The 25,412-nt window shown below is 65.5% G+C and carries 24 protein-coding genes; 12 read left to right on the top strand and 12 right to left on the bottom strand.

Annotation, left to right across the window (positions count from 1 at the left end):
- From VFJ08_RS08825 to cyoE, 4 genes are all read left to right on the top strand, one after another.
- Positions 1–773 (top strand): aminotransferase class I/II-fold pyridoxal phosphate-dependent enzyme (locus VFJ08_RS08825; protein WP_324996830.1); only part of this gene is annotated, 773 nt, incomplete at its 5' end.
- Complete coding sequence (bioD, locus tag VFJ08_RS08830) at positions 770–1,462, top strand: dethiobiotin synthase (RefSeq protein ID WP_324996831.1); 693 nt, start codon at positions 770–772, stop codon at positions 1,460–1,462. The genes VFJ08_RS08825 and bioD, both read left to right, overlap by 4 nt.
- Positions 1,463–1,493: 31 nt before the next feature.
- Positions 1,494–2,237, top strand: coding sequence for an SURF1 family protein (locus VFJ08_RS08835; RefSeq protein ID WP_324996832.1), 744 nt, complete (start codon positions 1,494–1,496; stop codon positions 2,235–2,237).
- Between the two features lie 88 nt (positions 2,238–2,325).
- A complete protein-coding gene (gene cyoE, locus VFJ08_RS08840) occupies positions 2,326–3,258 on the top strand; it encodes a heme o synthase (RefSeq protein ID WP_324996833.1) in 933 nt (310 codons plus the stop codon).
- Between the two features lie 7 nt (positions 3,259–3,265).
- Here cyoE and VFJ08_RS08845 read toward each other — a convergent pair whose 3' ends face one another.
- Positions 3,266–3,874, bottom strand: coding sequence for a hypothetical protein (locus VFJ08_RS08845; RefSeq protein WP_324996834.1), 609 nt, complete (start codon positions 3,872–3,874; stop codon positions 3,266–3,268).
- Positions 3,875–4,060: 186 nt separating this feature from the next.
- On the opposite strand from VFJ08_RS08845, the gene VFJ08_RS08850 reads away from it, so the two are divergent.
- Genes VFJ08_RS08850 through VFJ08_RS08860 form a run of 3 tightly spaced genes read left to right on the top strand, consistent with a single transcriptional unit; the run spans position 4,061 to position 8,330 of the window.
- Entirely contained in the window at positions 4,061–5,896 is a 1,836-nt protein-coding gene (locus VFJ08_RS08850) for an assimilatory sulfite reductase (NADPH) flavoprotein subunit (RefSeq protein ID WP_324996835.1), read from the top strand.
- Between the two features lie 57 nt (positions 5,897–5,953).
- Positions 5,954–7,708 carry an assimilatory sulfite reductase (NADPH) hemoprotein subunit gene (gene cysI, locus VFJ08_RS08855; RefSeq protein WP_324996836.1) on the top strand — a complete coding sequence of 585 codons (1,755 nt, stop codon included), beginning with the start codon at positions 5,954–5,956 and terminating at the stop codon, positions 7,706–7,708.
- On the top strand, positions 7,677–8,330 hold the full coding sequence (locus VFJ08_RS08860; RefSeq protein ID WP_324996837.1) for a DUF2059 domain-containing protein: 654 nt from the start codon (positions 7,677–7,679) through the stop codon (positions 8,328–8,330). The genes cysI and VFJ08_RS08860 overlap by 32 nt, the downstream gene beginning before the upstream one ends.
- A 215-nt stretch (positions 8,331–8,545) precedes the next feature.
- On the opposite strand, the gene VFJ08_RS08865 is transcribed toward VFJ08_RS08860, so the two are convergent.
- Positions 8,546–9,175: a TetR family transcriptional regulator gene (locus VFJ08_RS08865; RefSeq protein WP_324996838.1), complete on the bottom strand. Its 630-nt coding sequence runs from the start codon at positions 9,173–9,175 to the stop codon at positions 8,546–8,548.
- Between the two features lie 268 nt (positions 9,176–9,443).
- Here VFJ08_RS08865 and VFJ08_RS08870 point away from each other — a divergent pair, with 268 nt between their 5' ends.
- Positions 9,444–9,728: a hypothetical protein gene (locus VFJ08_RS08870; protein WP_324996839.1), complete on the top strand. Its 285-nt coding sequence runs from the start codon at positions 9,444–9,446 to the stop codon at positions 9,726–9,728.
- A gap of 167 nt (positions 9,729–9,895) precedes the next feature.
- A complete protein-coding gene (locus tag VFJ08_RS08875) occupies positions 9,896–13,369 on the top strand; it encodes a mechanosensitive ion channel domain-containing protein (protein ID WP_324996840.1) in 3,474 nt (1,157 codons plus the stop codon).
- Between the two features lie 28 nt (positions 13,370–13,397).
- On the opposite strand, the gene VFJ08_RS08880 is transcribed toward VFJ08_RS08875, so the two are convergent.
- The 9 genes from VFJ08_RS08880 to VFJ08_RS08920 form a co-directional block, all read right to left on the bottom strand.
- Positions 13,398–14,966 (bottom strand): glucan biosynthesis protein, encoded by a 1,569-nt coding sequence (locus VFJ08_RS08880; protein ID WP_324996841.1) that lies wholly within the window; start codon positions 14,964–14,966, stop codon positions 13,398–13,400.
- Positions 14,967–15,027: 61 nt separating this feature from the next.
- Positions 15,028–15,906: an RNA polymerase sigma factor RpoH gene (gene rpoH / locus VFJ08_RS08885; RefSeq protein WP_349256980.1), complete on the bottom strand. Its 879-nt coding sequence runs from the start codon at positions 15,904–15,906 to the stop codon at positions 15,028–15,030.
- Between the two features lie 115 nt (positions 15,907–16,021).
- On the bottom strand, positions 16,022–17,008 hold the full coding sequence (gene ftsX / locus VFJ08_RS08890; RefSeq protein ID WP_324996842.1) for a permease-like cell division protein FtsX: 987 nt from the start codon (positions 17,006–17,008) through the stop codon (positions 16,022–16,024).
- A 2-nt stretch (positions 17,009–17,010) separates the two neighbouring features.
- On the bottom strand, positions 17,011–17,676 hold the full coding sequence (gene ftsE, locus VFJ08_RS08895) for a cell division ATP-binding protein FtsE (RefSeq protein WP_349256981.1): 666 nt from the start codon (positions 17,674–17,676) through the stop codon (positions 17,011–17,013).
- 75 nt (positions 17,677–17,751) lie between these two features.
- The gene (gene ftsY, locus VFJ08_RS08900; RefSeq protein WP_324996843.1) at positions 17,752–18,717 is read right to left on the bottom strand and encodes a signal recognition particle-docking protein FtsY; all 966 of its coding nucleotides are present in this window, start codon (positions 18,715–18,717) and stop codon (positions 17,752–17,754) included.
- A gap of 80 nt (positions 18,718–18,797) precedes the next feature.
- Positions 18,798–20,129 (bottom strand): glutamate-1-semialdehyde 2,1-aminomutase, encoded by a 1,332-nt coding sequence (gene hemL, locus VFJ08_RS08905; protein ID WP_324996844.1) that lies wholly within the window; start codon positions 20,127–20,129, stop codon positions 18,798–18,800.
- A 28-nt stretch (positions 20,130–20,157) separates the two neighbouring features.
- Positions 20,158–20,823: a thiamine phosphate synthase gene (gene thiE, locus VFJ08_RS08910; RefSeq protein WP_324996845.1), complete on the bottom strand. Its 666-nt coding sequence runs from the start codon at positions 20,821–20,823 to the stop codon at positions 20,158–20,160.
- On the bottom strand, positions 20,820–21,635 hold the full coding sequence (gene thiD, locus VFJ08_RS08915) for a bifunctional hydroxymethylpyrimidine kinase/phosphomethylpyrimidine kinase (protein WP_324996846.1): 816 nt from the start codon (positions 21,633–21,635) through the stop codon (positions 20,820–20,822). The genes thiE and thiD overlap by 4 nt, the downstream gene beginning before the upstream one ends.
- A 473-nt stretch (positions 21,636–22,108) precedes the next feature.
- On the bottom strand, positions 22,109–22,261 hold the full coding sequence (locus VFJ08_RS08920) for a hypothetical protein (RefSeq protein ID WP_324996847.1): 153 nt from the start codon (positions 22,259–22,261) through the stop codon (positions 22,109–22,111).
- A 54-nt stretch (positions 22,262–22,315) separates the two neighbouring features.
- Between VFJ08_RS08920 and VFJ08_RS08925 the strand changes: the two genes are divergently transcribed.
- Positions 22,316–22,984 carry an O-methyltransferase gene (locus VFJ08_RS08925; protein WP_324996848.1) on the top strand — a complete coding sequence of 223 codons (669 nt, stop codon included), beginning with the start codon at positions 22,316–22,318 and terminating at the stop codon, positions 22,982–22,984.
- Positions 22,981–23,595, top strand: a complete 615-nt coding sequence (locus VFJ08_RS08930) for a DUF938 domain-containing protein (protein ID WP_324996849.1) — start codon at positions 22,981–22,983, stop codon at positions 23,593–23,595. Before VFJ08_RS08925 ends, VFJ08_RS08930 begins: the two co-directional genes overlap by 4 nt.
- A gap of 36 nt (positions 23,596–23,631) precedes the next feature.
- On the opposite strand, the gene VFJ08_RS08935 is transcribed toward VFJ08_RS08930, so the two are convergent.
- A complete protein-coding gene (locus VFJ08_RS08935; protein WP_324996850.1) occupies positions 23,632–24,588 on the bottom strand; it encodes a D-2-hydroxyacid dehydrogenase in 957 nt (318 codons plus the stop codon).
- 165 nt (positions 24,589–24,753) lie between these two features.
- Between VFJ08_RS08935 and VFJ08_RS08940 the strand changes: the two genes are divergently transcribed.
- On the top strand, positions 24,754–25,245 hold the full coding sequence (locus tag VFJ08_RS08940; protein ID WP_324996851.1) for a MarR family winged helix-turn-helix transcriptional regulator: 492 nt from the start codon (positions 24,754–24,756) through the stop codon (positions 25,243–25,245).
- Positions 25,246–25,412 lie beyond the last annotated feature (167 nt).

Raw genomic sequence — 25,412 nt, forward strand, 5'->3', positions numbered from 1 at the left:
CCAAGCATATCTATACCCACGGCGATGCCGCGGCGGCCGAGGCAATGCTCGCCGAAATAGACGGCGGCCATCGTCTTCTGGTCACCGACGCGGTGTTCTCCATGGACGGCGATAGCGCGCCGCTGGCGGCGCTCGCCGACGCGGCGGCCGCGCACGATGCCTGGCTCATGGTCGACGATGCCCACGGGCTCGGCGTATTCGGGCGCGACGGCGCGGGGCGGGTGGCCGAAGCGGGGCTGGACAGCGCGGCCGTGCCCGTGCTGACCGCGACGCTCGGCAAGTCGGTCGGCGCGGCCGGCGCCTTCGTGGCCGGCGACGGAGACGTGATCGAAGCGATTCTGCAGACCGCGCGCTCGCTGATCTTCTCCACCGCCATGCCGGCCGCGGTGGTGGCGGCGGCCCGGCGCGGCATCGCGATCATCCGCGACGAGCCGGAACATCAGGCCCGTCTGCATGAACTGGTCGCGCGTTTCAAGGCCGGCGCGAAAGCGGCCGGAATAACGGTCGCGGCCTCGGACAGCCCGATCCAACCGGTGATCGTCGGCGACGAACGCGCCGCGCTCGCGCTGAGCGATGCCTTGTTGGCCCGGGGCTACCTGGTCGGCGCGATCCGGCCGCCGACGGTCGCGCCGGGCACCTCGCGCCTGCGCATCACCCTGAGCGCGGCGCATTCCGCGTCGAATGTGGATGGCCTGATCGCCGCGCTCGGCGCGGCCTGGCAAGAGATGCAGACCGCCGCCGACAGCCGTGAACACGACCTGAGAACGATATGACCGCGCGCACGCTGTTCGTCACCGGGACCGATACCGAGATCGGCAAGACCCGGATCGCCACCGCCGTGCTGCGCGGCTTGGTTGCGGCGGGGCATGTCGCGGTCGGCTACAAGCCGGTCGCCAGCGGCTGCGAGACGACGCCCGCAGGCCTGCGTAACGAGGATGCGCTGGCGCTGGCCGCGGCCGGCTCGCCCGGCTTCGCCTACGAAGCGATCAATCCCTATGCCTTCGAGCCGGCGATCGCGCCGCATATCGCGGCCGCCGATGCCGGTGTGCGTATCGAGCGCGCCGTGCTCGATGCCGGCCACGCCCGGCTGGCCGCAGACGCCGACTGGGTGGTGGTCGAGGGCGCGGGCGGCTGGCATGTGCCGCTCGGCGCGGACTGGGATTCGAACTGGGATTTTGCCGGTTGGGCGAGCGCGCACGATTGGCCGGTGCTTCTGGTTGTCGGCATGCGGCTCGGCTGCGTGAACCACGCCATGCTGAGCGCCCGCGCGATCGCCGCCACCACGACGTTCGCCGGCTGGGTCGCCAATACGCTGCCGCCGCGCCAGCCGCGGCTGGCGGAGAATCTGGCCTGGCTCGAACAAGCGATGCCCGGGCCGTGTGTGGCGCAAGTGCCGATCGATCCGCCGGCCGAACACGCGATCGAGCCGGCCGCCTGGCTCGGCGACGGCGCGCGGCCCTAACGCGCGGCCGCTTGAGGCACAATAGCCGCCCATGCAGATCGGGTCGTTTCGTTTCGTGCCGCCGTGGTGGGGCGTCGCCCTCACGATCGTGGGCGTAATCGTGCTGTCGGCGCTCGGCGTCTGGCAAATCGAGCGCGCGCACTATAAACAGCGGCTGGTCGCGGCGCATCGGGCCGCCGAGGCCGCCGGGCCGCAGCCGTTGCGGATCACGCCAGCCGATCTGAAGGCCGGCCGCGGAGCGCGGCGCGGCTATCGCTATATCGCGCGCGGCCACTACGACACAGCGCACCAGTTATTGTTGTCCGACCAGGTCGAAGGCACGCGTACCGGCTATCGGGTCTGGACGCCGTTGGTTCTGGACTCGGGCGTGCGCATCATGGTCGATCGCGGCTGGGTGCCAAAAACCGACGGTCGCAGCGCGGCCAAGCCGGACCCCGCCGCGCCCACGGGAGCGGTGCGCATCCGGGGTTACTGGCGCGATTTTCCGCAACCGAGCCTGCGTTTCGGCGATGCGCGCCAGTGCGGCCTGTCGGGCTGGCCGCGCGCGCTCAACTATCCGGACACGGCGACGGTGCGCTGCCAGTACGCCGCGCCGGTGGCCGACGGTCTGCTGCTGCTCGACCCTTCAGCGCCCGGCGGTTTTGTGCGCGACTGGCGCGAAGATCCGATCGGGCTGCGGCCGTGGGCGCACTATATCTATGCTTCGCAGTGGTTCCTGATGGCGCTGGTCGCGGTTATCATCTTGGTCGTGGTCAATAGCAAACGCCGGGCGTGAAGCCGGCCGGTCGCCGGTAGCGTGTCGATCGCCTTGTTATCATTGAAGCTGGCCGCCATTCATTCAGAAGCCCGGAGCGCGCGCGATCATGCCTAGCTCTTCTTCCGCCGTTTACCAGCCGACGCTGTCGCAGCGGATCACGGACTACTACGAGCTGTGCAAGCCGCGGGTCGTGCTGTTGATCGTATTCACCGCGATTGTGGGCATGTTTCTGGCCACGCCCGGCATGGTGCCGATCGGCGCGCTGGTGTTCGGTACGCTCGGTATCGGGTTGATGGCGGCTTCGGCCGCGGCGGTCAACCAGATGATCGATGTACAGGCCGACGCGCGCATGAAGCGCACGCGCAAGCGCCCGCTGGTGACCGGCCACCTGGATACACGCCGGTCGGCGATCTTCGCGTTCGCCATCGGCGTGGCCGGCATGGCGATCCTGCTCACGCTGGTCAATGCGCTGACGGCCTGGCTGACGCTGTTCGCACTGGTCGGCTATGCCGGCATCTATACCCTGTATCTCAAGCGCGCCACGCCGCAGAACATCGTGATCGGCGGCGCGGCCGGCGCCGCGCCCCCGGTTTTGGGCTGGGCGGCGGTCACCGGTTCGGTGACCACGAATTCGTTGATCCTGTTCCTGATCATCTTCATCTGGACGCCGCCGCATTTCTGGGCGCTGGCGATCGATCGCGCCAAGGAATACGCGGAAGTCGATATCCCGATGCTGCCGGTCACCCACGGCATCGAGCACACCCGCACCCAGATCCTGATCTATACGGTAATCCTGTTCGCGGTATCGCTGCTGCCGTTCTTTTCCGGCATGAGCGGCTGGCTGTATCTGGTGGCCGCGGTCGCGCTGTCGGGCTGGTTCCTGGTCTACGCCGCGCGTCTGAAATGGCGGCCGAAGCCGGGGCTCGGCATGAAGACTTTCGGCTATTCGATCGTTTACCTGATGGCGCTTTTCACCGCGCTGCTGGTCGATCACTACATGCCGGTGATCACCGGCTCTCCAATATTTTCCGGCTTGTAGGCATTTTCTAGAACGGCCACCACCAGTGCCCGGGGTGTTCGAGTTCGGCGCGGCAGCCGGCCAGCTGCCGGCCGTAGCGATTGGCGCGGCTTTGCACGCGATGCGCCGTGCGCACCAACCAGGGCTTGCCGCGGTAGGCGCCCCGACGATAGCCGCCGGCCCCCAGGTAGTAGGCTAAGTACTGGCTGTAGGCGTCGGCTTTCGAAATCCCCAGAATCCGGTGGCTCTGGTCGACATACCAGCCGACGAAATCGGTGGCGTCACCGAAATCGTCGCGATCGGCGAATGGGTGGCCGGTATCGGACTTGTATTGGTCCCAGGTCGAATCCAACGCCTGGGTGTAGCCATAGGCCGAACTGATATGGGTCCAGGGAATGATCCAGAACAGATGGTTGCGCGGTGGCTGGGCGTCGCCGACGTAGCGGGATTCCTGATAAATGATCGACATCTGAACCGGGATCGGCGCACCCCAACGCTCGAAGGCATCGTCGGCGTCCTCATACCAGTCGTGTTTCTCCTTGAAAATGCTGCATAAATTGGACGGGTTGCCGGGTGGCGCCGTGACACAACCGGTCAGCAGCAACACGGGCAGGCACAGCAGAACAAGCGCACGCATGGCGGGTAGCCTAGCAGAGCCGCTCCGGCAAGGGTATGACGCAGCGCGTACGGCTTAAGCACTCCAAGTGGGTGGCGCGTGCCGCGAAAATATTTAATGGTTATATAAAAATAAAAAAACAAAGGTTTTAATTTTGACGCGATCGCGATAGCCTTTGCATCCGTTCCTGGTTTCGCATGATTCAAAATGGCAATCAGTCCAGTGACCATCGACGAACACAGCAGCCCGCTGAGCGCCGAGCAGGCCGCCCAGCTGACGTCGCTTATCCAGAGCTTGAGCCCGGCCCAGACGACCTGGATCAGCGGTTATCTGGCGGGGCTGAACGCCCACGCCAGCATGGGCGAGGTGGTGCGCCCCGAGGCCAGCGCTCCGGCGGCGGCTCCGGCCGAGCCGCTGACCGTGCTCTACGGCTCGCAGACCGGCAACGCCGAGGATATCGCCGAGCAGTTGGTGGCCCGCGCCGAAGCCGAGGGGCTGTCCGCGAAGGCGATCGACATGCTCGACTATAAGCCGCGCGACCTGAAGAAAGAAAAGAACGTCGTCATCTGTGTGTCCACGCACGGCGAGGGCGACCCACCCGACAACGCCGAGGAGTTGCACGAGTTCATCTACGGCAAGAAAGCGCCGAAGCTAGACGGCCTGAAATTCTCGGTGCTGGCCTTCGGCGATTCCAGTTACGAGCATTTCTGCCAGACCGGCCGCGACTTCGACGCCCAGTTGGAAAAGCTCGGCGCGACCCGCGTGGTTGAGCGCAAGGATCTGGATGTGGACTTCGACGACGCCGCCGAAGCCTGGATCGGCGATGTGGTCGCGCGCTTCAAGGATGAACTGGGCGCCGGCGAGGCCGAGGCCGGCCATGCCAACGTCACCGCTTTGCCGGGCACCGCCGAACAGCCGGCGGCGAGCCAGTGGAGCCGCAAGAACCCTTATCAGGCGGAACTCTTGACCAATGCCGTGCTCAACGGGCGCGGCTCGGACAAGGAAGTCCACCATATCGAGCTCGATACCGAGGAGTCCGGGCTGACCTGGGAGCCCGGGGATTCGCTGGGTATTATTCCTTCGAACGACCCGCAGATGGTCGATGATCTGATCGGCGCGCTGGGCGCGCGCGCCGACGACGAGGTAACGGGTCTGGACGGCGAGGTCAGCCTCGCGCATGCCCTGACGCACCAGTACGAAATCACCACGCTTACCCGACCGTTCATCGAGAAGTACGCCGAGCGCGCGGGCAACGACCAGCTTAACGCGCTGTTGAGCGAGGACGCGCGCGCGCAACTGGCCGAGTATATCGACGGCCGCTTCATCATCGATCTGGTCGAGGACTATCCGATCGCCGATATCACCGGCGCGGATTTCGTGCGTCTGCTACGCAAATTGCCGCCGCGGCTGTATTCGATCGCTTCCAGCCATGCGGCCAACCCGGACGAGATCCATCTCACCGTGGCCGCGGTGCGCTATCAGACGCACGGGCGCGACCGGCACGGCGTGGCCTCGGTTCAGTTGGCGGATCGTAGCGAAGACGCCAAGCTGCCGATTTATATCGACCATAACAAGAACTTCAAGCTGCCGGCCGACGACGCGCCGATCATCATGATCGGGCCGGGCACCGGCATCGCGCCGTTCCGTGCGTTTATGGAAGAACGCGCGGAACGCGACGCCACCGGCAGAAACTGGGTGTTCTTCGGCGCCCAGCATTTCCGCACCGACTTCTATTATCAGACCGATTGGCTGCGCTGGCGCAACGACGGTCTGCTGACGCGCATGGACGTCGCGTTTTCGCGCGATCAGGCCGACAAGGTTTATGTTCAGCACAAGCTGCGCGAAGCCGGCGCCGAGCTGTTTGACTGGATCGAATCCGGTGCCACAATTTATGTCTGCGGCGACGCCAACGCCATGGCGGCGGATGTGCATGATGCGCTGCTCGACATCATCGCCGAAAATGGCAAGCTGGACGCCGAAGGCGCTGCCGGCTATCTGAAGAATTTGCAGAAGGAAAAGCGCTACCAGCGTGATGTCTATTGATCGGCTCATGATGGCCGACGTCCCGCGCAAGCGCCGATTCCACAGCGAGTGACCGCCATGAGCGACACCAAGAATCTTTCTCCCGTCGAACATATCAAGCTCGAGAGCAATCATCTGCGCGGCACCATCGCCGAAGGTCTCGCCGACGAGTTGACCGCCGCGATCTCCGAGGACGATACCCAGCTCACCAAGTTCCACGGCTTCTATCAGCAGGACGACCGCGATGTCCGCGCCGAGCGCAAAGCCGCCAAGCTGGAGCCGCACTACCAGTTCATGGTGCGTATGCGCCTGCCGGCGGGCGTGCTCACGCCCGAGCAGTGGCTGGCCGTTGACGACATTGCCAAGCGTTACGGCAACGGCACGCTGCGGATCACCACCCGGCAGACGTTTCAGTTCCACGGCATCCCAAAGCAAAACCTCAAGCCGCTGTTGCAGGCGCTCGATCGGGTGGGTCTCGATACCCGTGGCGGCTGCGGTGACGATAACCGCAATGTCATCGCCAACACGAATCCGCAGCGCTCGGATCTGCACGCGGCGGTCTATGACTGGTCGCACCGGATCAGCCGCCATCTGCGCTGGCAGTCACGGGCCTACGACGAGCTTTGGCTCGACGCCGAGCCTTCCGACGCGCCCGAAACCGAGCCGCTTTACGGCGAGTCCTATCTGCCGCGCAAGTTCAAGGTCGCGATCGCCATTCCGCCGGAAAACGATATCGACGTGTTCGCCAACGATATCGGCCTGATCGCGATTGTCGAAGACGGCGAACTGGCCGGCTTCAATGTGGCGATCGGTGGCGGCATGGGGATGACCCACGGCGAGCCGGAAACTTATCCGAGGCTGGCCACGGTGATTGGCTTTGTCGACCTCGAACACGTACTCGCCGCGGTCGAGACGCTGGTCACCATCCAGCGCGACTACGGCGACCGCAAAGACCGTAAGCATGCCCGGTTCAAGTACACGATCGACGACCACGGCATCGACTTCATCCACGATCAATTGGCCGAGCGCGGCGACATCAAGCTCGAGCCGGCCCGCGACTATCGTTTCGAGCGCAACGGCGACCCGCTGGGTTGGACGCAGTCGGACGACGGCAACTGGCAGCTCACCCTGTTCGTCGAGAACGGCCGCATCGCCGATTTCGACGACCGGGGACTGGCGCATTACGGTCAATACCGCGGCCGCCCGGGCCATAAATTGATGACGGCGCTGCGCGAGCTCGCCAAGATCCACAAGGGCGCGATCAGGCTGACCTGCAATCACAACGTGATCATCGCGGACATCGCCGACGCCGACAGGGCGGCGATCGAGGAACTGGTCGCGCACTACGATCTGGATGACGGCCGCGAGCGCGCGCCGCTCAAGTATGCGTCGATGTCTTGCGTGGCATTTCCGACCTGCGGGCTCGCCATGGCCGAGTCCGAGCGCTATCTGCCGAGCCTGATCGCCAAGCTCGAGAATATAATGGCCGATGCGGGGCTGGAAGACGAGCCGATCGTCATCCGTATGACCGGCTGCCCGAACGGCTGCGCCCGGCCGTATCTCGGCGAGATCGGTTTCGTCGGCAAGGCGCCCGGCAAGTACAATCTGTATCTTGGCGCGGCCTTCGACGGTTCACGTATGAATAAGCTTTATCGCGAGAATATCGGCGAGGACGAAATTCTCGCCGAGCTGACCCCGTTGATCGAGCGCTTTAGCGCCGAACGCGAGGACGGCGAGCATTTTGGTGATTTCGTGATCCGCAGCGGCGTGATCGCCGCGACCACCGAAGGGCGCAACTTCCATGACAACGTGGGCCCCGCACAGGCGGCGTAATCGCCGCGAACGCTTGAACCGGGCCGGCACGCCGGCGTTGATCCCGGGCCTGATTTCGGGCTTGGCTTTGGCCTTGGTCGTAAGCCTCGCCGCATCGGGCGCGGCATGGGCGGCATCGTCGAGCGCACCCGGCGACGACGGTTCGTACGCGGTCGAGCCCGCGAACGCCGCCGATATCGATCGGAGTAAGGAACAGCTCATCCGGACGCTGGTCAATCTGACCGATACGCCGCAAGTCCAGGCGCTGTTCTCACAGGAGCTCATCAATCGCGTTTCCGGCGCGATCTCAATGTTCGGGCCCGCGCTCAAGCCGCGGACGATGGGCGTGATCCAGCGGCAAACACGGGCGGTGGTTTCCGAACACATCGAGAACGGCGACGCGCTGTATTCGGTACTGGCGCCGGTCTACGAAAAGCACTTCAACCTGATCGAGCTCAGTCAGTTGGTGCAGTTCTACCGGTCGCCGCTGGGCCAGAAACTGGTCGCCACCTCGCCCGAGTTGATGGCCGAAACGATGGATTTGGGAGCCCGGTGGGGGCTGTCGCTGGTGCCGGAGATCGTGCAACGGGTCCAAACTCGGTTGCAGGATCAAACGCCGACGGCCGGTGGTGCGCCGCCTTAGCTGCCAGACTAAGGTGTAGATTTTTTTAAGCCATTAACCGCAGATTGCGCAGATGACGCAGATTATTAATCCGGCAATTTAAACCGCCCTTACATGTAGGGCGGATTAGCGCAGCGCATAATCCGAGCTACGCGAATTTGTGCGTCTATTTGCGGACTGTTTTTTCTTACAACAGGTGTCGATGTGCTGAAAGTTAGAGCTGTTTTGTCGCCCTATCAATAGCCTTCGCGCGCGAGCGTGTTCGCGTTGGCGGCGCCTGCCGCGCCGCGCGAGACCCGGCTGTCCCAGCGGCCGACGCCCAGGAAGATCAATCGCAACTGTTTTTCGGCCCGTAGCATCAGCGCCTCGTCCTCCGCCGCGTCGGGGACCGTGTCCAGAATACGCTCGGACACCGCGATCACGGCATTGACCACCAGTTCCGCGATCATGTGCAGATCGTCGATATCGATCCGGGCGAACTCATCGAACTGCGCGAGATCGTGCGCCAGCTCGCCGATCAATGCACCGATATGATCCTGTATCGCACCGCGCAGGGCCGCGCTGCCGGCATAACGTTCCTTGATAAGAAACTGGAACAGCAGCCGGTGATCGCGAACATGCAGAGCGAACAGCTGCACCGAATACCGTGTCAGCCCTGCGATCGGCATGGAGGGCAGGTCGGCGTCGCGCAGCATGCGCCGCAGCTCGCCGAACGTATCCTCGACCAGCGCCATGCCCAGCGCATCCATATCCTGAAAATGACGATAGAAAGCGGTGGGCACCACGCCCGCACGGCGCGCGATGCGGCGCAACGACAGCGCCGAGAAATTGCTTTCGCTGGCCACCAGTTCGAGCGCGGCCGCCATCAGCGCGCCGCGCGCTTCGCCGCGGCGTGGCGGGGTGCGATTCGAGGCGGGGGAGCTTGAAGTAGGGCGAGCCATGCGCGTGGTTGTAACAGATTCGGCGGCAAAACCCCATGTCGCGGTATGCCGGTGCCGGATCGCCACGGGGCCGTCATTGTGCATCGCGGCAAGCGCGGCCGACAAGCCACTCAAAAGCGTGTGGCGGCGATCCGTTGTCTGACGGGCGCAAACGCTCTAAGCTCGAACGCAACGCGTCCGGCGTCGACGATCTATGCTCAAGCTGCTAGAAACAGTCAAGGATTCGGCCGAGTCGACCGTCGATTCGGCGGTGGTTCGCTTGGAAAACTGCCACCGGCTGGTGGGCGAATATCTGTCGAGCCGCCGGCGCCGGAGTTCGCGGCTGCCCATCGCCACGCGCTCGCGCGACTTGCGCGCCGAGGAATCGATCTATGACCTGCTGCGCGGGCTGAATCGCGAAATCGGCGAGTTCGGCACCGACGTTTTCCAGATCATCGACGATGCCCGCGCGCGGCGTCAGGCCGACAAGAGCCGCTGACACCGCGGTTTTGTCATTTTTCCTATCGCCCGCGTGTGCAACAGGTCGTAAACTAGCCGGCTTCAAGTCGGGCTGAGCGGGTCGATCGGGCTGTGTTGCATCGCCGTCGTTTATGGTTACAGGCCGCAAGGCAGGAGCCGTCGGAGCGGGCGGTCGTATTCCTGTTCTTGTTTCTATCCTTGTTTCTATTCTGGGCGATCCCGGTCGGCGCGCTGTTGTTCGCCCCGTACGCAACCGCTGCCGAGACCGGCGCCGAGACGGTCGACTACGCGGCCGAAATCCAGCATCTCAAGACGCAGATCGAGGCGCTCAAGGCGCGTAAGGATCTGGCCGACGGCGAGCGCGAACACGCGATCGACAGCTATCAGCACGCGGTTTCGGCCTTGCAGTCGGCCCAGGCCGATCGCAAGCAGGCCGACGAGCTACGCCGGAAAGCGGCCGAGGCGCCGCGGCGGATCGAACAGGCGCGCGATGCGCTGACCCATCTGGCCAAGCCGCCCGCGCTGAACGAACTCGTCGATTTGTCGCTGGACGCGCTGTCCGCGCGCGCCGATAAGCTACGCACGGCTTTGTCCGACGCGCAGGCCGAGTTGTCCGATCTGCGCGACAAGCTGACCCAGGCCGCGCAGCGGCCGGAGATGGTGCGCCAGTCGTTGGCCGATGCGCGCAACAAACTACAGTCGCTACCCACCGACAACCCCACCGATCTGGGCCAAAAAAGCAGTGTGCGCGCCCGGGCCCGAAGCGCGTTGAGCGCGGCCCGCCAGGATGCGCTCAGAGCCCAGATCGAGCGCCTGCAGCAGGCGCTGTCCGGGCTGGACAGCCATGAGCGCCTGCTTGAAGCGCGTCGCTCGCTGGCCGAGGCCACGGTGGCGCGGCTCAACGAGTCGTTGGCGCGCGTGCAGCTTGCGCTCAGCCGGCAGCAGAAAGACTCGGCCCAGTCGCTGCAGGCGCAGAGCGAGAACAAGCTCAGCGAGCTGCGCAGTTCGCTGGCGCCGATCACCCAGGCCGCGCAGCGCAACGTGAAGCTGACCCACGAGCTTGCCGAAATCACCCAGGACACCCAGAAACTGAGCGCGCGCCGGAACGAGCAACGCGAACGGGTCGACAGCCTGGAGCGGCGCCTGAATTTGGTCCGGCGTCAACTCGAGATCGGCGGCGGCTCGGTCGCGCTCGGCGATGTGCTGCGCGACCAGCGGCGGCGCCTGGTCAATCCGGGCCTATCTTTTCTGTCCGGATTGAACGCCTTGGATCAGCCTGATATTTCAGCGGCTGAACTGCAGCGATTCCAGTTGCAACAAGATCGCGCGGAGCTCGACAACCCCGGCGCCATGGTGGACCGGCTGGCCGCACAGGCGGGGGTCGAACTCAGCCGGGGTCAGCGCGAGTCGCTGATCAGCCTACTCGAACAGCGACGTTCGATCGTGGCCATGTTGATCGAGGCCGAGGGTCGCTACGTGGACGTCGGGCGCGACTTGAAGGGGCTGTCGCAGCAGTACCGGGACACGCTGTCGTCGTTCAATCGCCTACTCGACGAGCGCCTGTTCTGGTTGCCGTCGTTCCATGCGATTCATCTCGATTGGCCGGGCCGGGTGGCCGTGGATTTGCCGTGGCTGTTCAATCCGCGCAGTTGGCAACAGGCGATGTCGGATCTGGTCGCCGGTGTGATCGCGCGCCCGGTCCGGGCCGGCGTCGGCGCACTGGTGATCGTGCTGCTGATCGTCATCCGTCGGCCGATGCGGCACAAGCTGCGCAAGCTCGGCGAGCCGGTCGGCAATGTCAGCCACGATACCGTTTGGCTGACGCTGCGGGCCACGGCCATCACTCTGTTGCTGTCGTTGCCGAGTGTTCTGATCTTTTTTCTGGTCGCCTACCTGATGCGCCACGCGCCGGACGTCTCGCCGTTCACGCAGGCGGTGGCCGCGGCCGCGTTCCAACTCGGCTTTCTCTGGGCCTTCATCGAGCCGTTCGCGAATCTGTGCCGGACCTACGGCCTGGCGGACCGGCATTTCCAGTGGCCTGGCAGCGCCCGGCGCGGCCTACACCGCCATATTCGGTGGCTGTTGGCCGTGCTGATCGTGCCGGTGGTGATCATCGGCATGACCGAAGCCTTTGACGACGACGCCAAGCGCGAAACGTTGGGCCGCGCGGCTTTCATGTTCGGCGAACTGTCGATCGCGGTGTTCGCCTGGCGCGTTCTGCACCCGACCCGCGGCGCGCTGGCGGACGTCATGACGCCCGAGAACGACAGCCCCTGGCGGCTGGGCTATCTGTGGCTGCCGCTGACGACCGGCATACCGCTCGGCCTGTGCGGGCTCGCCGGTTTCGGCTACTACTACACGGCGCTGCAATTGCAGACGCGGTTCTTCTACTCGATCGCCATGCTCGGCGGCGCGGTGATCGCCTATAGCCTGATCGTGCGCTGGCTGACCGTGGTCGAGCGGCGGTTGGCGCTGGCGCGCGCGCTGCGCAAGCGCGAAGAGGCCCGCGAGGCGCGCGCATCGCGCGAGGCCGCCGCCGTGGCCGGCGACAGCGCACCCGACACGCTGGACAGTCTTGAGATCGATCTGGTCCAGATCAGCGAGCAGACGCGCGGTCTGATCAAGGTCGTGATCACGCTGCTGATCGCCGGCGGCCTGTTGCTGATCTGGTCCGGCACGCTGCCGGCCTTGCAGCTGCTCGACAACATCAATCTCTGGCAGTACGCCTCCCGCGTCGACGGCCAGACCGAGGTCACGAGCGTCACGCTCGGCGCGCTACTGCTGGCGATCGCGGTCGGGGTGGTCACCGCGCTCGCGGGCCGCAACCTGCCGGGTTTTCTCGAGATTACGGTGTTGCGCCGATTCTCGATGGACGCCGGCAGTCGTTACGCCATGGCGACCCTGTTCCAGTACGCGATCGTGATCTTCGGCCTGTTGGTGGCGGTGAACCTGATCGGCCTGCATTGGTCGTCGATCCAGTGGCTGATCGCAGCCGTGGGCGTGGGTCTGGGTTTCGGCCTGCAAGAGATCTTCGCCAATTTCGTCTCCGGCCTGGTGATCCTGTTCGAGCGGCCGGTGCGCGTGGGCGATACCGTCACCGTGGGTACGCTCACCGGGACGGTTTCGCGTATTCGTATTCGTGCCACCACCGTCACCGACTGGGATAATAAAGAGGTGGTGATCCCGAACAAGACCTTCATCACCGAGACCGTGATCAACTGGACCCTAACCGACGACATCACGCGTTTGATCATCAAGGTGGGCGTATCGCTGGATTCGGACGCCGACCGGGTCGAGAAACTGATTTACGAAGCGATCCGCGCCGAGCCGGTGGCGCTCGACAACCCGGCGCCCTCGGTATTCATGGTCGGTTACGGTGACAGCTCGATGCTGTTCGAAGCCCGTGTCTTCTATCACGACCTTTATAACCTGCTGCCGCTGCAGCATGCGCTGTATCGGCGTATCCACGACTCGTTCAACGCGCATGGTGTGGAAATCGTGTTTCCGCAACAGGATCTGCATATTCGCTCGATCGACGAAAGCGTCAAGCGCAAGTTCACCGGCGCCCGTAAAACCCCGAAGCGGGTCGGCCGCGAGCGCGTCCGCGACGCCGACAATAACGATGGCGCCGCGCCCGACGGCGGGGCGCCCGAGGTCTGAATGGTCAGCAGGGGCCAGCGGCCGCGCGCTATCCGCCCGGCATCGGCTGCGGGTAATACGAGTTGACCCAGGTTTCGGTCAGCACGGTGTCGCCGCGCCGCAGGCGACAACGCAAAACCGCGGCCTGCCGATCGGGCGGGACTTCGCCGACCCAGTCGATGAAAACCCGCCAGCCGCGCTCTCCGGAGCCGATGGCGATCACGTAGGGGTTGTCGATACGACCGAAGCTGGCGCCGGCGTCGATGACGATATCGTCGCCCGGCGGTGTCCGACCGATCGGCCCGCCCACGAAATCGATCACGAACTTACGGTCGGTCGGTTTCCGCTCGGCGTAGCTGCCCGGATCGCCCGCGCGGCCGGTGCGGGTGGTGACCACTTGCGCCAGATCGGCGGGAAAGGGTGGGTCGTCGGTCCAGGACAACCGATAATCGAATGCCCAGCGCGCGTTCGCCGTCGCCGCTTTCGAGGGAATCCAGAACGCGTTGATGTTGTCGTAGATTTCCTTGCTCGTGGGAAACGCGAATAACGCGACCCGCCCGTCGCCCCAGCCGCCGGCCGGCTCGACCCAGGTGCCCGGGCGGCGCTCGAAGGAGACCGCCGAATCCTGATAATGATCGAAGTTGCGATCGCGCTGGAGCAGGCCGAACCCGCGCGGGTCGCGGTCGGCGAACAGGCTGATATCGGGACGTGGCGGATTGTTCAAGACGCGCCAGATTCGCTCGCCCGCGCCGGTGGCGATCGCCAGTCCGTCGCTATCGTGAACTTCCGGGCGCCAGTCACGGCCGCGGCGGGCGTTGATTTGTGAAAACCAGAACATACTGGTCAGCGGCGCGATGCCGAGTCGGTCGATCGCCTTGCGTTGAAACAGCCGGGTTTGAATATCCATGATCACGTCGCCCGGACGGCGGCAACGCATGCGATAGGCGCCGGTTAAATGTTCGCCTTCGAGCAAGGCCCAGATCGTGATCTCGTCGTCGCCCGGCGCCGGCCGTTCGATCCAGAAGCGGGTGAAGTCCGGAAACGATTCCGGCTCGGGCTCGCCGGTATTGACGGATACGCCGCGGGCCGACATGCCGTACTGGTTTTCGGTGCCGGGGCTACGAAAATAGCTCGCGCCCTTGAAAGCCAGCCATTCCCGGTAATCGGTGCGGGCATCGTATAGACGAAAGCCGGCATAGCCGAGATCCGGGGGCAGCCGTTGCGCCAAGCCCGGCTCGGGATAAACGAACATATGGGGGTCGTAGGCCAGCCGCGTGGCGCGCCCGTCGGCCACGATATTGATATCGACCGGCGTCCGCGCGCCGTTGTCGAGATGAAAGAACCCCATAATGAATGGGCGGGCCGTGCCTTCCCAGAGCTGGTGCCCGTCCCGGGTCCGAATGCCCATGAACGTCTCGTAGCCCAGCGAATCGAGCAGGTCCGCATGGCGCGGTTGACGCGGAATATAGGGCAGCGCCGCCAGTTCGCGGGCATGCGCAATCAAACGATCGAAAGAAAACGGCCGGCCGCCGGACAGGGGATTCCCGGCGGCCCGGGCCCAGTTCGGCAGGCCGGATAGACAGCCGGCGCCTGCCCAAGCGAGCGTGGACTTGAGCAAACGCCGGCGTCGCGGGTCGATGGAACCGATAAGCGCGAAACGGGCGGATCAGGTGATAACTTCAGGCGGCAGCCATCGAGCCCCGCAGTTTCTTGATCGCGGCGACCTCGAGTTGGCGGATGCGCTCGGCCGAGACCCGGTATTTGTCGCCGAGTTCCTGCAAACCGATCTTGCCCTCCTCGCGCAGCCAGCGCGATTCGAGAATATCGCGGCTACGCTCGTCGAGGCCGATCATGGCCCGCTCGAGATTGGCGTGCTGGTAGGTTTGCCAGTTGTCGTTTTCGATGTCGGCGGCCGGATCGTCGCCATCGTCCGAAGACAGATAATCCTCGGGCGCGTAGGTCGTTTCCTCGCCGCCGGTACCGGGCAGGGCGTTGAACGATTGATCGCCGCCGGACAGACGACGCTCCATCTGCAGCACGGTTTCCGGCTTGACGCCGAGATCGCCGGCCACGGCCTGGACCTCGGCGTTGTTCATCCAGCCGAGACGCTTCTTGGAACTGCGCAGATTGAAGAACAGTTTGCGCTGGGCCTTGGTCGTGGCCACTTTCACGATGCGCCAGTTGCGCAGGATATATTCGTGAATCTCGGCGCGGATCCAGTGCACGGCGAACGAGATCAGGCGTACGCCGACATCGGGGTCGAAACGCTTGACCGCCTTCATCAGGCCGATGTTGCCCTCCTGGACCAGATCGGCCAGCGGCAGGCCGTAGCCGGAGTAGCCGCGGGCGACATGCACCACGAAACGCAGGTTCGAAAGAATCAGCTTCTGGGCGGCTTGAATATCGCCTTCGTCGCGCAGACGACGCGCAAGCTGTTGCTCATCGTCTTGATCGAGAACGGGAATGTTCGATACCGCCTGAAGATAGGCTTCGATGCTGGCCGATGACAGCGTCGGCAGATTCATCTTCGTCGGGGAAAGAGAGATGTCGTTGGCCATGAATACAGGCTCCTTGGGCCAATGGCAGATACCCGTATTTTAGCAAATTCGGGCCCGGCCAGTGCGCAATTATCCATTATGTGCTAAGACCCCGATCCTTTCCCAGGGTTCCGCCTTACCGCGGCTCGATCGCCGTCAGGCGCCGATTGACTGTGATCGCGCAGCCGAGCCAGCCGAGCGCGATGCCGATCGCCAGCAGCAGGCAACCCTCGGAAAAATCCAGCCCCCGCAGCCCCAGTCCGCCGTCGTAGGATGCGGTCAGCGTGGCCAGCGGACCACCGAGCGCCAGATAGCAGCAGCCGAGCACCACGAGCGCCATGCTCGCGCCGAGCAGACCGTACCAGGCGCCGCTGTAGAGAAACGGGCGCCGGATGAAGGCGTTGCTGGCGCCGAGCAGCTTCATCACCTCGATCTCCTGGCGCCGGTTCTCGATGTCCAGGCGGATCGTGTTACCGACGATGAACACCACCGCCGCCGATAGCAGCGCGCCGATCACCCAAGCGCCCCGCGAAATCAGATCGAGAATAGCGGTGAGTCGGCGCAGCCAGGCTTGATCGAGGGCGGCGTGATCGACCTCGTCGCGATCGCCCAGACGATCGACCAACTGCCCGACCGCCGCCGCCGGCAGTTCGGCCTCGGGCGTGACCTCGATCACGCCGGGCAGTGGATTCGAGCCCAGCGCGTCGAGCGCGGCGTCGAAGCTGCTCGCCTGCTTGAACTGGCGCAGACCCTCGTCGGCCGGGATGAACCGGGTGGCTGAAATACCCGCTTCGTCGGCCAGTTCATCGGCCAGGTGCTGTCCCTCGTCGGCCAAGATATCCTGCTTTAGATACAGCGAGATACGCACCGACTGGTGCCAGCTTGAGGACAACGTATCGAGGTTTTTGACCAGTACGTACAAGCCGCCAGGCAGCGCCAGTGCGATACCGATGACCCCCACGGTGAGCAGGCTGGCCAGCCAGCGGCGATGCAGCCGGCCGAGGCTTTCCAGCAGACAGCGGGCGTGCGAGACTGCCCAGCCGGCGACCCGGCCGCGGCCGGGCGCGCGCGAGGCCGGGCCGCCGCGGGCGCGCGAATCGCTGCTCGAGGGCGTCTCGGCCATGCTCAGCCGGCCTCCAGATGGCCGTGATCGAGCGCGATCCGGCGATAGCCCATATGCTCGACCAGATCGACGGCGTGGGTCGCGATCATGACGCTGGTGCCGGTTTCGTTGAGCCGGGTGAACAAGCGCATGATATCGGCCGAGAGGTCCGGGTCGAGGTTGCCGGTCGGCTCATCGGCCAACAGCAGATGCGGCCGATTGACCACTGCCCGGGCGATGCCCACACGCTGTTGCTCGCCGCCGGACAGGGTGATCGGGAATTTGTTCTCGTGCGACAACAGGCCCACCGTATCCAGCGCGGCCCGCACGCGGCGCGCGATCCCGGTATGGGCGATGCCGCGGATGACCAGCGGCAGCGCGACGTTGTCGAACACCGTGCGGTCGTAAAGCAGGTTGTAGTTCTGAAAGATCAGGCCCACGCGCTGGCGATAGCGCGGAATATGGGCCCGCCGCACCTTCGCCAGATCGGTGCCATTGATCACGACCCGGCCGCGGGTCGGGCGTTCGATCAGCCCGATCAGCTTCATCAGCGTCGACTTGCCGGCGCCGGAATGGCCGGTGAGAAAGGCCATTTCGCCGCGCGCCAAGCGCAACGAGACGCGATCCAGGGCGAGTTTGCCGCCGGGATAGCGCTTGACCACGTTGTCGAAGGCGACGATGTCGGTCATCGGAGAGAGACTGTCGGACGTGGCGCAATCCTCGGCCAGGCTCGCGGCTTTGGCAAGCCGGCGCGCGCGGTCCGTCTAGCGGCCGCGATCGAACAGCGCATCCATGAAGTGTTCGGATTCGAACACGCCCAGATCGGCGACCGTTTCGCCGACGCCGATGAAGCGCAGCGGCAATCCGAGCTTCTGGCAGATGGCGAACACCACGCCGCCGGCGGCCGAGCCGTCGAGCTTGGTCACGGTGATGCCGGTGACGCCGACCGCGTCGTTAAAAGCCACTGCCTGCTGTAATGCGTTGCCGCCGGTGGTGGCGTCGACCACCAGCATGATCTCGTGCGGCGCGTCGGCGTTGTGCTTGCCCAGCACGCGCTTGATCTTCTTGAGCTCCTCCATCAGGTGGCCTTGCGTGTGCAAACGCCCGGCGGTGTCGGCGATGAGCACGTCGATGCCGCGTGCCTTGGCGCGCGAATAGGCGTCATAGACGACCGAAGCGGCGTCGGCGCCGCTGCCCTGGGAGACCACCGGCACGTTGTTGCGCTCGCCCCAGTCGGCGAGTTGTTCGACCGCGGCCGCGCGAAAGGTATCGCCGGCGGCCAGCATCACCGACTTGCCGGCATCCTGAAGCTTCTTGGACAGTTTACCGATGGTCGTGGTCTTGCCCACCCCGTTCACGCCGACCATGAGGATCACATAAGGCTGAACATCGTCGGCGATCTCGAGCGGCGCCTCGCAGGGCGCGAGGATGTTGCCCAGGTGTTCGCGCAGCGACTTGCCGAGATCCTTGGACGTGCGCAGCCGGCCGCCGTCGTAGAGGGTCTGCAGCCGGTGCATGACCTGACTGGTGGCGTCGACCCCGACATCCGACAACAGCAATTGGGTTTCCAACTCGTCGAGCGCATCCTGATCGACGGTTTCGCCCGGCAGCAGATTGCGTAGATCATAGGTGAGCCATGAGTTGCCCTTGTTCAAACTGGCGCGCATCCGGGTCAGGAAGCCGGGCTGCTTGAGTTTGGTGGTCGGGCGACGGGCTTCGGGCTTGGCCATGATGGTCGGCGTCTCGTGTCCGTTCGGTTGCACAGGAAATACGCGCCCCGTCGCGGCGGGGCGTCGTTAGCGGCGCTACTTTAGCATCGCCGCCGGGCGCTTGCGGCCACGGCCGCGAACGCCTTGTCGGCCGCGTCCAGCGTCGCCTGGATGGCCGCGTCGTCGTGGGCGCGCGAGACGAAGGCGGCCTCGAACGCGGCCGGCGCGAGATAGACGCCGTTGTCGAGCATGCCGTGGAAAAAGCGGGCGAAGGCATCCAGATCGCAGGCCGCGACTTCGTCGAAGCGCGTCACGCGCTCGGCAGTCGTGAAAAACATGCCGAACATCGCGCCCGCGGCCTGGGTCATGAAGGGCACGCCGTGTTTATCGGCGCGCTCGGCGAGGCCCTGTCGCAGGGCCGTGATCTTCGGCTCGATCGCCGCGTGCACCGAGCCGTCGCGGATCTGGCTCAGGGTGGCGATGCCCGCGGCCATGCCCAGCGGATGCCCGGACAGGGTGCCGGCCTGGTAGACCGGCCCGCTCGGCGCCAGGCTTTCCATCACCGAGGCCGGCCCGCCGACCGCGCCGACCGGCATGCCGCCGCCCACGATCTTGCCGAGCGCGGTGAGGTCCGGGGTGACGCCGAAATACGCCTGAGCACAGCCCGGATGCACGCGGAAACCGGTCATCACCTCGTCGAAGACGAGCAGCGCGCCGTGCGCATCGCAAAGGCTGCGCAGGCCGTCGAGAAAGCCTTCGACCGGCGGCACGCAGTTCATGTTGCCGGCCACCGGCTCGACCATGACGGCGGCGATATCGTCGCCGTGTTCGGCGAACGCGACCTTGACCGATTCCAGATCGTTATAGGTGGCGACCAGCGTGTCCTCGACCACCGACGCCGGCACGCCGGGCGAGCCGGGAATGCCGAGCGTGAGCGCGCCGGAGCCGGCATTGACCAGAAGCGCATCGACATGGCCGTGGTAATTGCCGGCGAACTTGAGGATCTTGTTGCGTCCGGTGTGGCCGCGCGCCAGGCGGATAGCGGTCATCGCGGCCTCGGTGCCGGAATTGACCATGCGCACCGATTCGATCGAGTCGACCATCGCGCTGATCAACTCGGCGAGTTCGATTTCGAGCCCGGTGGGCGCGCCGAACGACAGGCCCTTGCCGGCCTGTTGCCGGACCGCCTCGACCACCGCCGGATCGGCGTGGCCGAGAATCATCGGGCCGAAGGAGCCGACATAGTCGACGTAGTCGTTGCCGTCGACATCGGTGATCCACGCGCCCTGGGCCCGATCAATGAACACCGGCGCGCCGCCGCCCACGCCGTTGAACGCACGGGCCGGCGAGTTGACCCCGCCGGGTATTAAGCGCCGGGCGCGATCGAACAGTTCGACCGAACGCGGGCCGGGGTGGGCGTGCTGCGTGCTCATTTTTGACTCCGAACGAAGAATATCCCGACTACTTTAGGGGCTCGGCGCCCGGCCCGCGACGGCCTGCGCCGGCGCATTCGCGCGCGTCGAATAGCCCGGCGAGTTCGGCCGTCGCGGCCGCGGGATCGGCGGCCCCGAACAGCCCGGCCGAGACCGCGACCAGATCGGCGCCGGCGTCGATCAGGGTGGCGGCGTTGGCGGCGTCGATGCCGCCGATGGCGACCACCGGCACGCCGAATTGCCGCGCCGCGGCGAGCACCGCGGGGTCGGCCGGCGGCGCGTCGGGCTTGGTGCGCGAGGCAAAGAAGCGCCCGAAACTGACGTAACCGGCGCCGGCGGCCAACCCCGCCCGCGCGCGCGAAAGCCGATCCTGGCAACTGATGCCGATAATCGCGCTCGGGCCGAGCGCGGCGCGGGCCCGGGCGACGCTGCCGTCGGTCTGGCCCAGATGCACGCCGTCGGCGCCGATCTCGACGGCCAGGCGCCAGTCGTCGTTGACGATCAGCCGGGCGTCGTGCGCCCGCGTGAGCGCGGCCAGTTCGGCGAGCAGGCCGCGATCGGGCGCCCGGTCGCGCTTGTCGCGGTACTGTAGCCAAACCGCGCCGGCGCCGAGCACGGCGTCGACCGCGTCCAGCCGGTCGTGCGCCAGGCTGGCCCGGTCGTAGATGGCATAGACGCCGCGCACGCCGCTCATGTGTCGCGCTCCGGGTCGCGTCCTGGCCAGCGGTCCGGAATCGATTGCCCGGTGCCGGCGCGAAAGCCCGATTGCAGCGTCCGCCATGTATAAGCCTGGGCGCCGGCCACCGCCTCGGGCAGCGGCTGTCGAGTCGCCAGCCGCGCCGCCAGACTGGCCGCCAGGGTACAGCCCGAACCGTGGAAGCGGCCGGTAAGACGCGGCCAGCGATAGGTTTGGATGCTGCCGTCGGGCGCATACAGGCGGTTGATTACGTCGTCGTCACCTTGGCCGCCATCTTCGTCGCCGCCGGTGATCAGGGCGTGGCAGCCGGTCTCGACCAGCGCGGCGCCGCAGCGGTCGATATCGGGTTCGCCGTCACACAGCCGCCTTGCCTCGTCGGCGTTCGGGGTGATCACGCGTGCCCGGGCGAACAACCGCGCGCGCAGGGCCCGCCCGACCGGATCGCCGGCCAGTTCGCCGCCACCGGCGGCCACCAGCACCGGATCGACCACCAGCGGCACGTCGGCCAAATCTTCGGCCAGACGATCGACCAGGCGGGCCACGATTTCGACCTGGCCGACGCTCGCCAGCACGCCGGTCTTGATCGCGGCGAAGCTCATGTCGTCGAGCAGGGTGTCGATGCAGGCGGCGAAGAAGTCGTCGTCCACCGGCTGGACGGCGTAGGCGTTGCGCGTGTCCTGGCGGGTCAGGGCGGTGATCACCGACGCCGCGTGGCCGCTATTGGCGGCCACCGCCTCGATATCGGCCTGCATGCCGGCGCCGCCGCTCGGGTCGTGGCCGGAGAGGATCAATATATTGGGATGCGTCATGCCGGCCAGTGTAGGGGCTGGCCGTACAAGGTGCGAGACCCGGCGCGGCCGACTGAACACGGTGCGAGCCGGATGCCTGCCGTGGTCCGGCCGGGGCGCGTCGTTATGCACAATCGCCGGGGCGCGTATTCGATCTCGGTCTAGTGTTTTCCTCAGCCCGATCGCGCATTCGGATGGTGCTACGTAAGTTTTTGTCTTTGAACGCTTGTGTCGTAGTGGTTACAAATTCGCCGGTTTGCCTAAGTCACCGCAATCACGCCCTCGACGCGCGTTGCACCGGGGTATTTCCACAGAGTTATCCACAGGTTTTGTGAATGCCCGCGCTTTCGCGTTTTCACTCAAACGTTTAGCTCGTCGGCACGGGTACAGGTAGGCGGAAAAAGGGCGGCTGGTGTTTTTGTCAAGCCGTTGTTCCCTGCCCAAAGGTCTGATAAGGCAGTCAAAATCCTATCCGGCGCGGGTAAGTAATTCTACTAGGTCGGTTTTTCGGCCCGAGCGGGCGGCTCGTGCAGGCGATGCACGCGCGTGCCGATGGTGGCCTCGTCGCCGAGGTGAAGCACGCGCCACCCGGGCGCGCGTTCGTCGTCTTCGGCGAAAGCGCGGCTGTGCGGTCGGAACTGACGCATGGCCGCCCGTCATGGCGATTCTCCTGCGCACGGGCTTTGACGTATCCTGCCAGCATGACAGACGAGGCAGAACCGGCAGCGCTCGACTCGCGGTTGCGCGCCTATATCGACCGGATCGGCAGCCGCGAGCCGGCGCATCTGGCGGCCAATCGGCGCGTGACCGAGGCCGCGGGCCACTCCCATCTCCAGGTCAGCCCGCGCCAGGGACAGCTCATGGCGCTGTTGGTGGCCCTGGTCGAAGCGCGCCGCGGTATCGAGGTCGGGGTCTACGCCGGGTATTCGACCTTATGGCTGGCCGAGGCGATCGGCCCGCGCGGACGCATCCTGGCTTGCGATCACGATCCGGAGATCACCGCGCGCGCGGCCGCCGACTGGGCCTCGGCCGGACTCGCCGATCGCATCGATCTCCGGCTAGGCGACGCGCTGGAGACACTGAACCGCGAGGTCGCCGCCGGCATGGCCGGCGCCTACGATTTCGCGTTCATCGATGCCGACAAGGCGCGCTACATCGATTACTACGAGCGATGTCTGGCGCTGGTGCGTCCGGGCGGGCTGATCATGGCCGACAACACGCTCTGGTATACCCGGGTGGCCGATCCGGACTGCCGCGACGATCAGACTGAAGCCGTGCGAGCCTTCAACCGGCACGTCGCGATCGATGAGCGGGTTGATATTTCGGTTCTGCCGATCGGCGACGGTCTCACGCTGGCCCGCAAGCGATGAACCTCCGGATCGGAGATGCCTCGGCTGCCGAGCGCAACAAGCGCCCCATCTTCGATGCGCTGGTGACGTGGCTGGCCGATGCGCGCGCGGTACTCGAGATCGGCGCCGGCGACGCCACCCATGCCCGTTATGCGCGTCGGCGGCTGCCGCATGTTCGCTGGCAGACCAGCGAGGCGCCGGCGCATCTGCGGCGTCTGACCGCGGCGCTGGTGGACGGCGCCCGCGACCCGCGCCTGCCCGCGCCGCTGGCGCTGGACGTGCGCGGCGCGTGGCCGGCGGCTTGTTTCGATGCCGTTTTCGCCGCCAATGTCGCCCATATCATGAGCGAGACCGCGGTGGCGGCGCTGTTCGCCGGCGCCGGCGCTCATCTGAACGCGCACGGGCTGTTCTGCCTGTACGGGCCGTTTTTCGACGCCGACGAAACGCCCGGGGAGGGCAATCTGGGGTTCGATCGAGCGCTTCGCGCCCGCGATCCGGCCATGGGCGTCCGCGCCCGCCAAGCGCTCGACGCGCTGGCCGCGGACCACGGCCTGGTTTGCGCCGCCCGGCTGACGATGCCGAGCGACAATCGATTGCTCATCTGGCGCAAGGCCGATTCGCCAAGGCGTTGAAAACAGCCGGCGCGCCGGCTGTCTTGTTGCCAAATTTCAAGGGTTGATGCGCGCCGAATCGTCGCCCGCACGGAAGGCGGCGATATTGGCGGCCACAGCGTCGATCGAACGTTGGCGCGCGGCGCGACTCGCCCAGGCGGTATGCGGCGTGATGATCAGATTGGCCGGCTTGCGGTCGATCAGCGGGTGGCCGTCGCGCGGTGGCTCGCGGTCGAGTACATCGACCGCCGCGCCGGCGATCGCGCCGTTTTCCAGGGCATCAATCAGGGCGGCCGAATCGATCACGCCGCCGCGCGCGGTATTGATGACGATCGCCGTGTTTTTCATGCGGGCCAGGGCGCTGTGGTCGATCAGGTTGCGGGTACGCTCGGTTAGCGGGCAGTGCAGGCTGAGATAATCGCTTTGCGCGAGCACATCCTCGAAAGCCACACGGCGCGCGCGTACGCTCTCTGCGCCGGGGCGCTCGGCGATGAGCACGTCCATGCCGAAGGCCCGGGCGAGGCCGGCGACCGCGGCGCCCAGTTCGCCGTAGCCGACGATGCCGAGCGTCGCTCCCGCCAGTTCTTCGATCGGATAATCGAGCATGCAGAAGAATTCGGATCGTTGCCAGGCGCCGCCGGCGACCGCGGCGTCGTAGTCGTGCCAGCGGGTGGCGAAGGCCAGCATCAGGGCCAGCACATGCTGGGACACCGCGGGCGTGGCGTAGCCGGTGACGTTGATCACCGGGATGCCGCGCTCGGCCGCCGCCTCGATATCGATATTGTTATAACCGGTCGCGGTCAGACAGATCAGTTTGAGATCCGGCGCGGCCTCGAGCGCGCGGCGGTCGATCACGACCTTGTTGGTCACGATCACGTCGACCTCGGCGATGCGCTTACGCACTTGGTCGTCGGAGGTGGCGTGATACCACCGCCAATCCTCCACGGCGGCTTCGAGCCGGGACCAGTCCAGGCGATCGCCGACCGAGCCGGCATCAAGAAAACAGGCGCGCATTTCATCTCCTTCTCTCGAGTCGCGCGGCACGCATACGGCTCGTATTGGAAAACCTTCAACGATAATCTACGACTATAGTTTTTCAATATAATCGTGCAGGTTAAGCTATGCTCAAGTCTGAATTCCTATCGTAGTCATACCGAGGCGCACAGGGACCTTGAGCCGATGAAACGTCGTTGCGAACAGAAAGACCCTTCCTTGGGCAACCATCTGCCGGTCACTTGTCCGTCGGCGGAGGCGCTCGAATATGAATTGGCCTTTCTCGTACGCCGGATGGAGGCGTTGCGACGCCGTTTTCATTACGGGCTCGAGCGCGCGCATTATTTGCTGTTGGTCCTGCTCGAGCGCAACGACCGCCAGTCCGTCGGCGCTCTGGCCGATCAGGTCAATCTGGACGCGTCCACGGTGACACGTCAGGTTGCAGCGATGAAAAACGCGGGCCTGGTCGAAAAGCACAACAATCCCGATGATCGTCGCGGCGGCTTCGTGACCATCACCGAAGCCGGGCGCGATGCGGCGGTTCAAGTGCGCGAGCGTCGGCTGGAGCGGGTCGAGGAAGGCTTCCAAAACTGGTCCGAGGACGATCGTCGCGAGTTCGCCCGCCTGACCGCGCGCTATAACGACCAACTACGCGACATGCTCAACGACGAGGGTTAGACCCGGCGCTCTATCCGGCTTTCAAGCCTAAAACCCGGCCATGAAGGCCGGGTGCTTCACGCGTGAGCCACGCTGTGTGCGGCCGGCCCGGGCAACTTGAGGTCGTGCCAGAGCGATACCGTGGGTTCGGCCTTGTTGAGCGCATAGAAATGAAGGCCCGGCGCGCC

Origin of the sequence: Salinisphaera sp. (genome assembly GCF_035690525.1) — a bacterium.
Lineage (GTDB): Bacteria > Pseudomonadota > Gammaproteobacteria > Nevskiales > Salinisphaeraceae > Salinisphaera.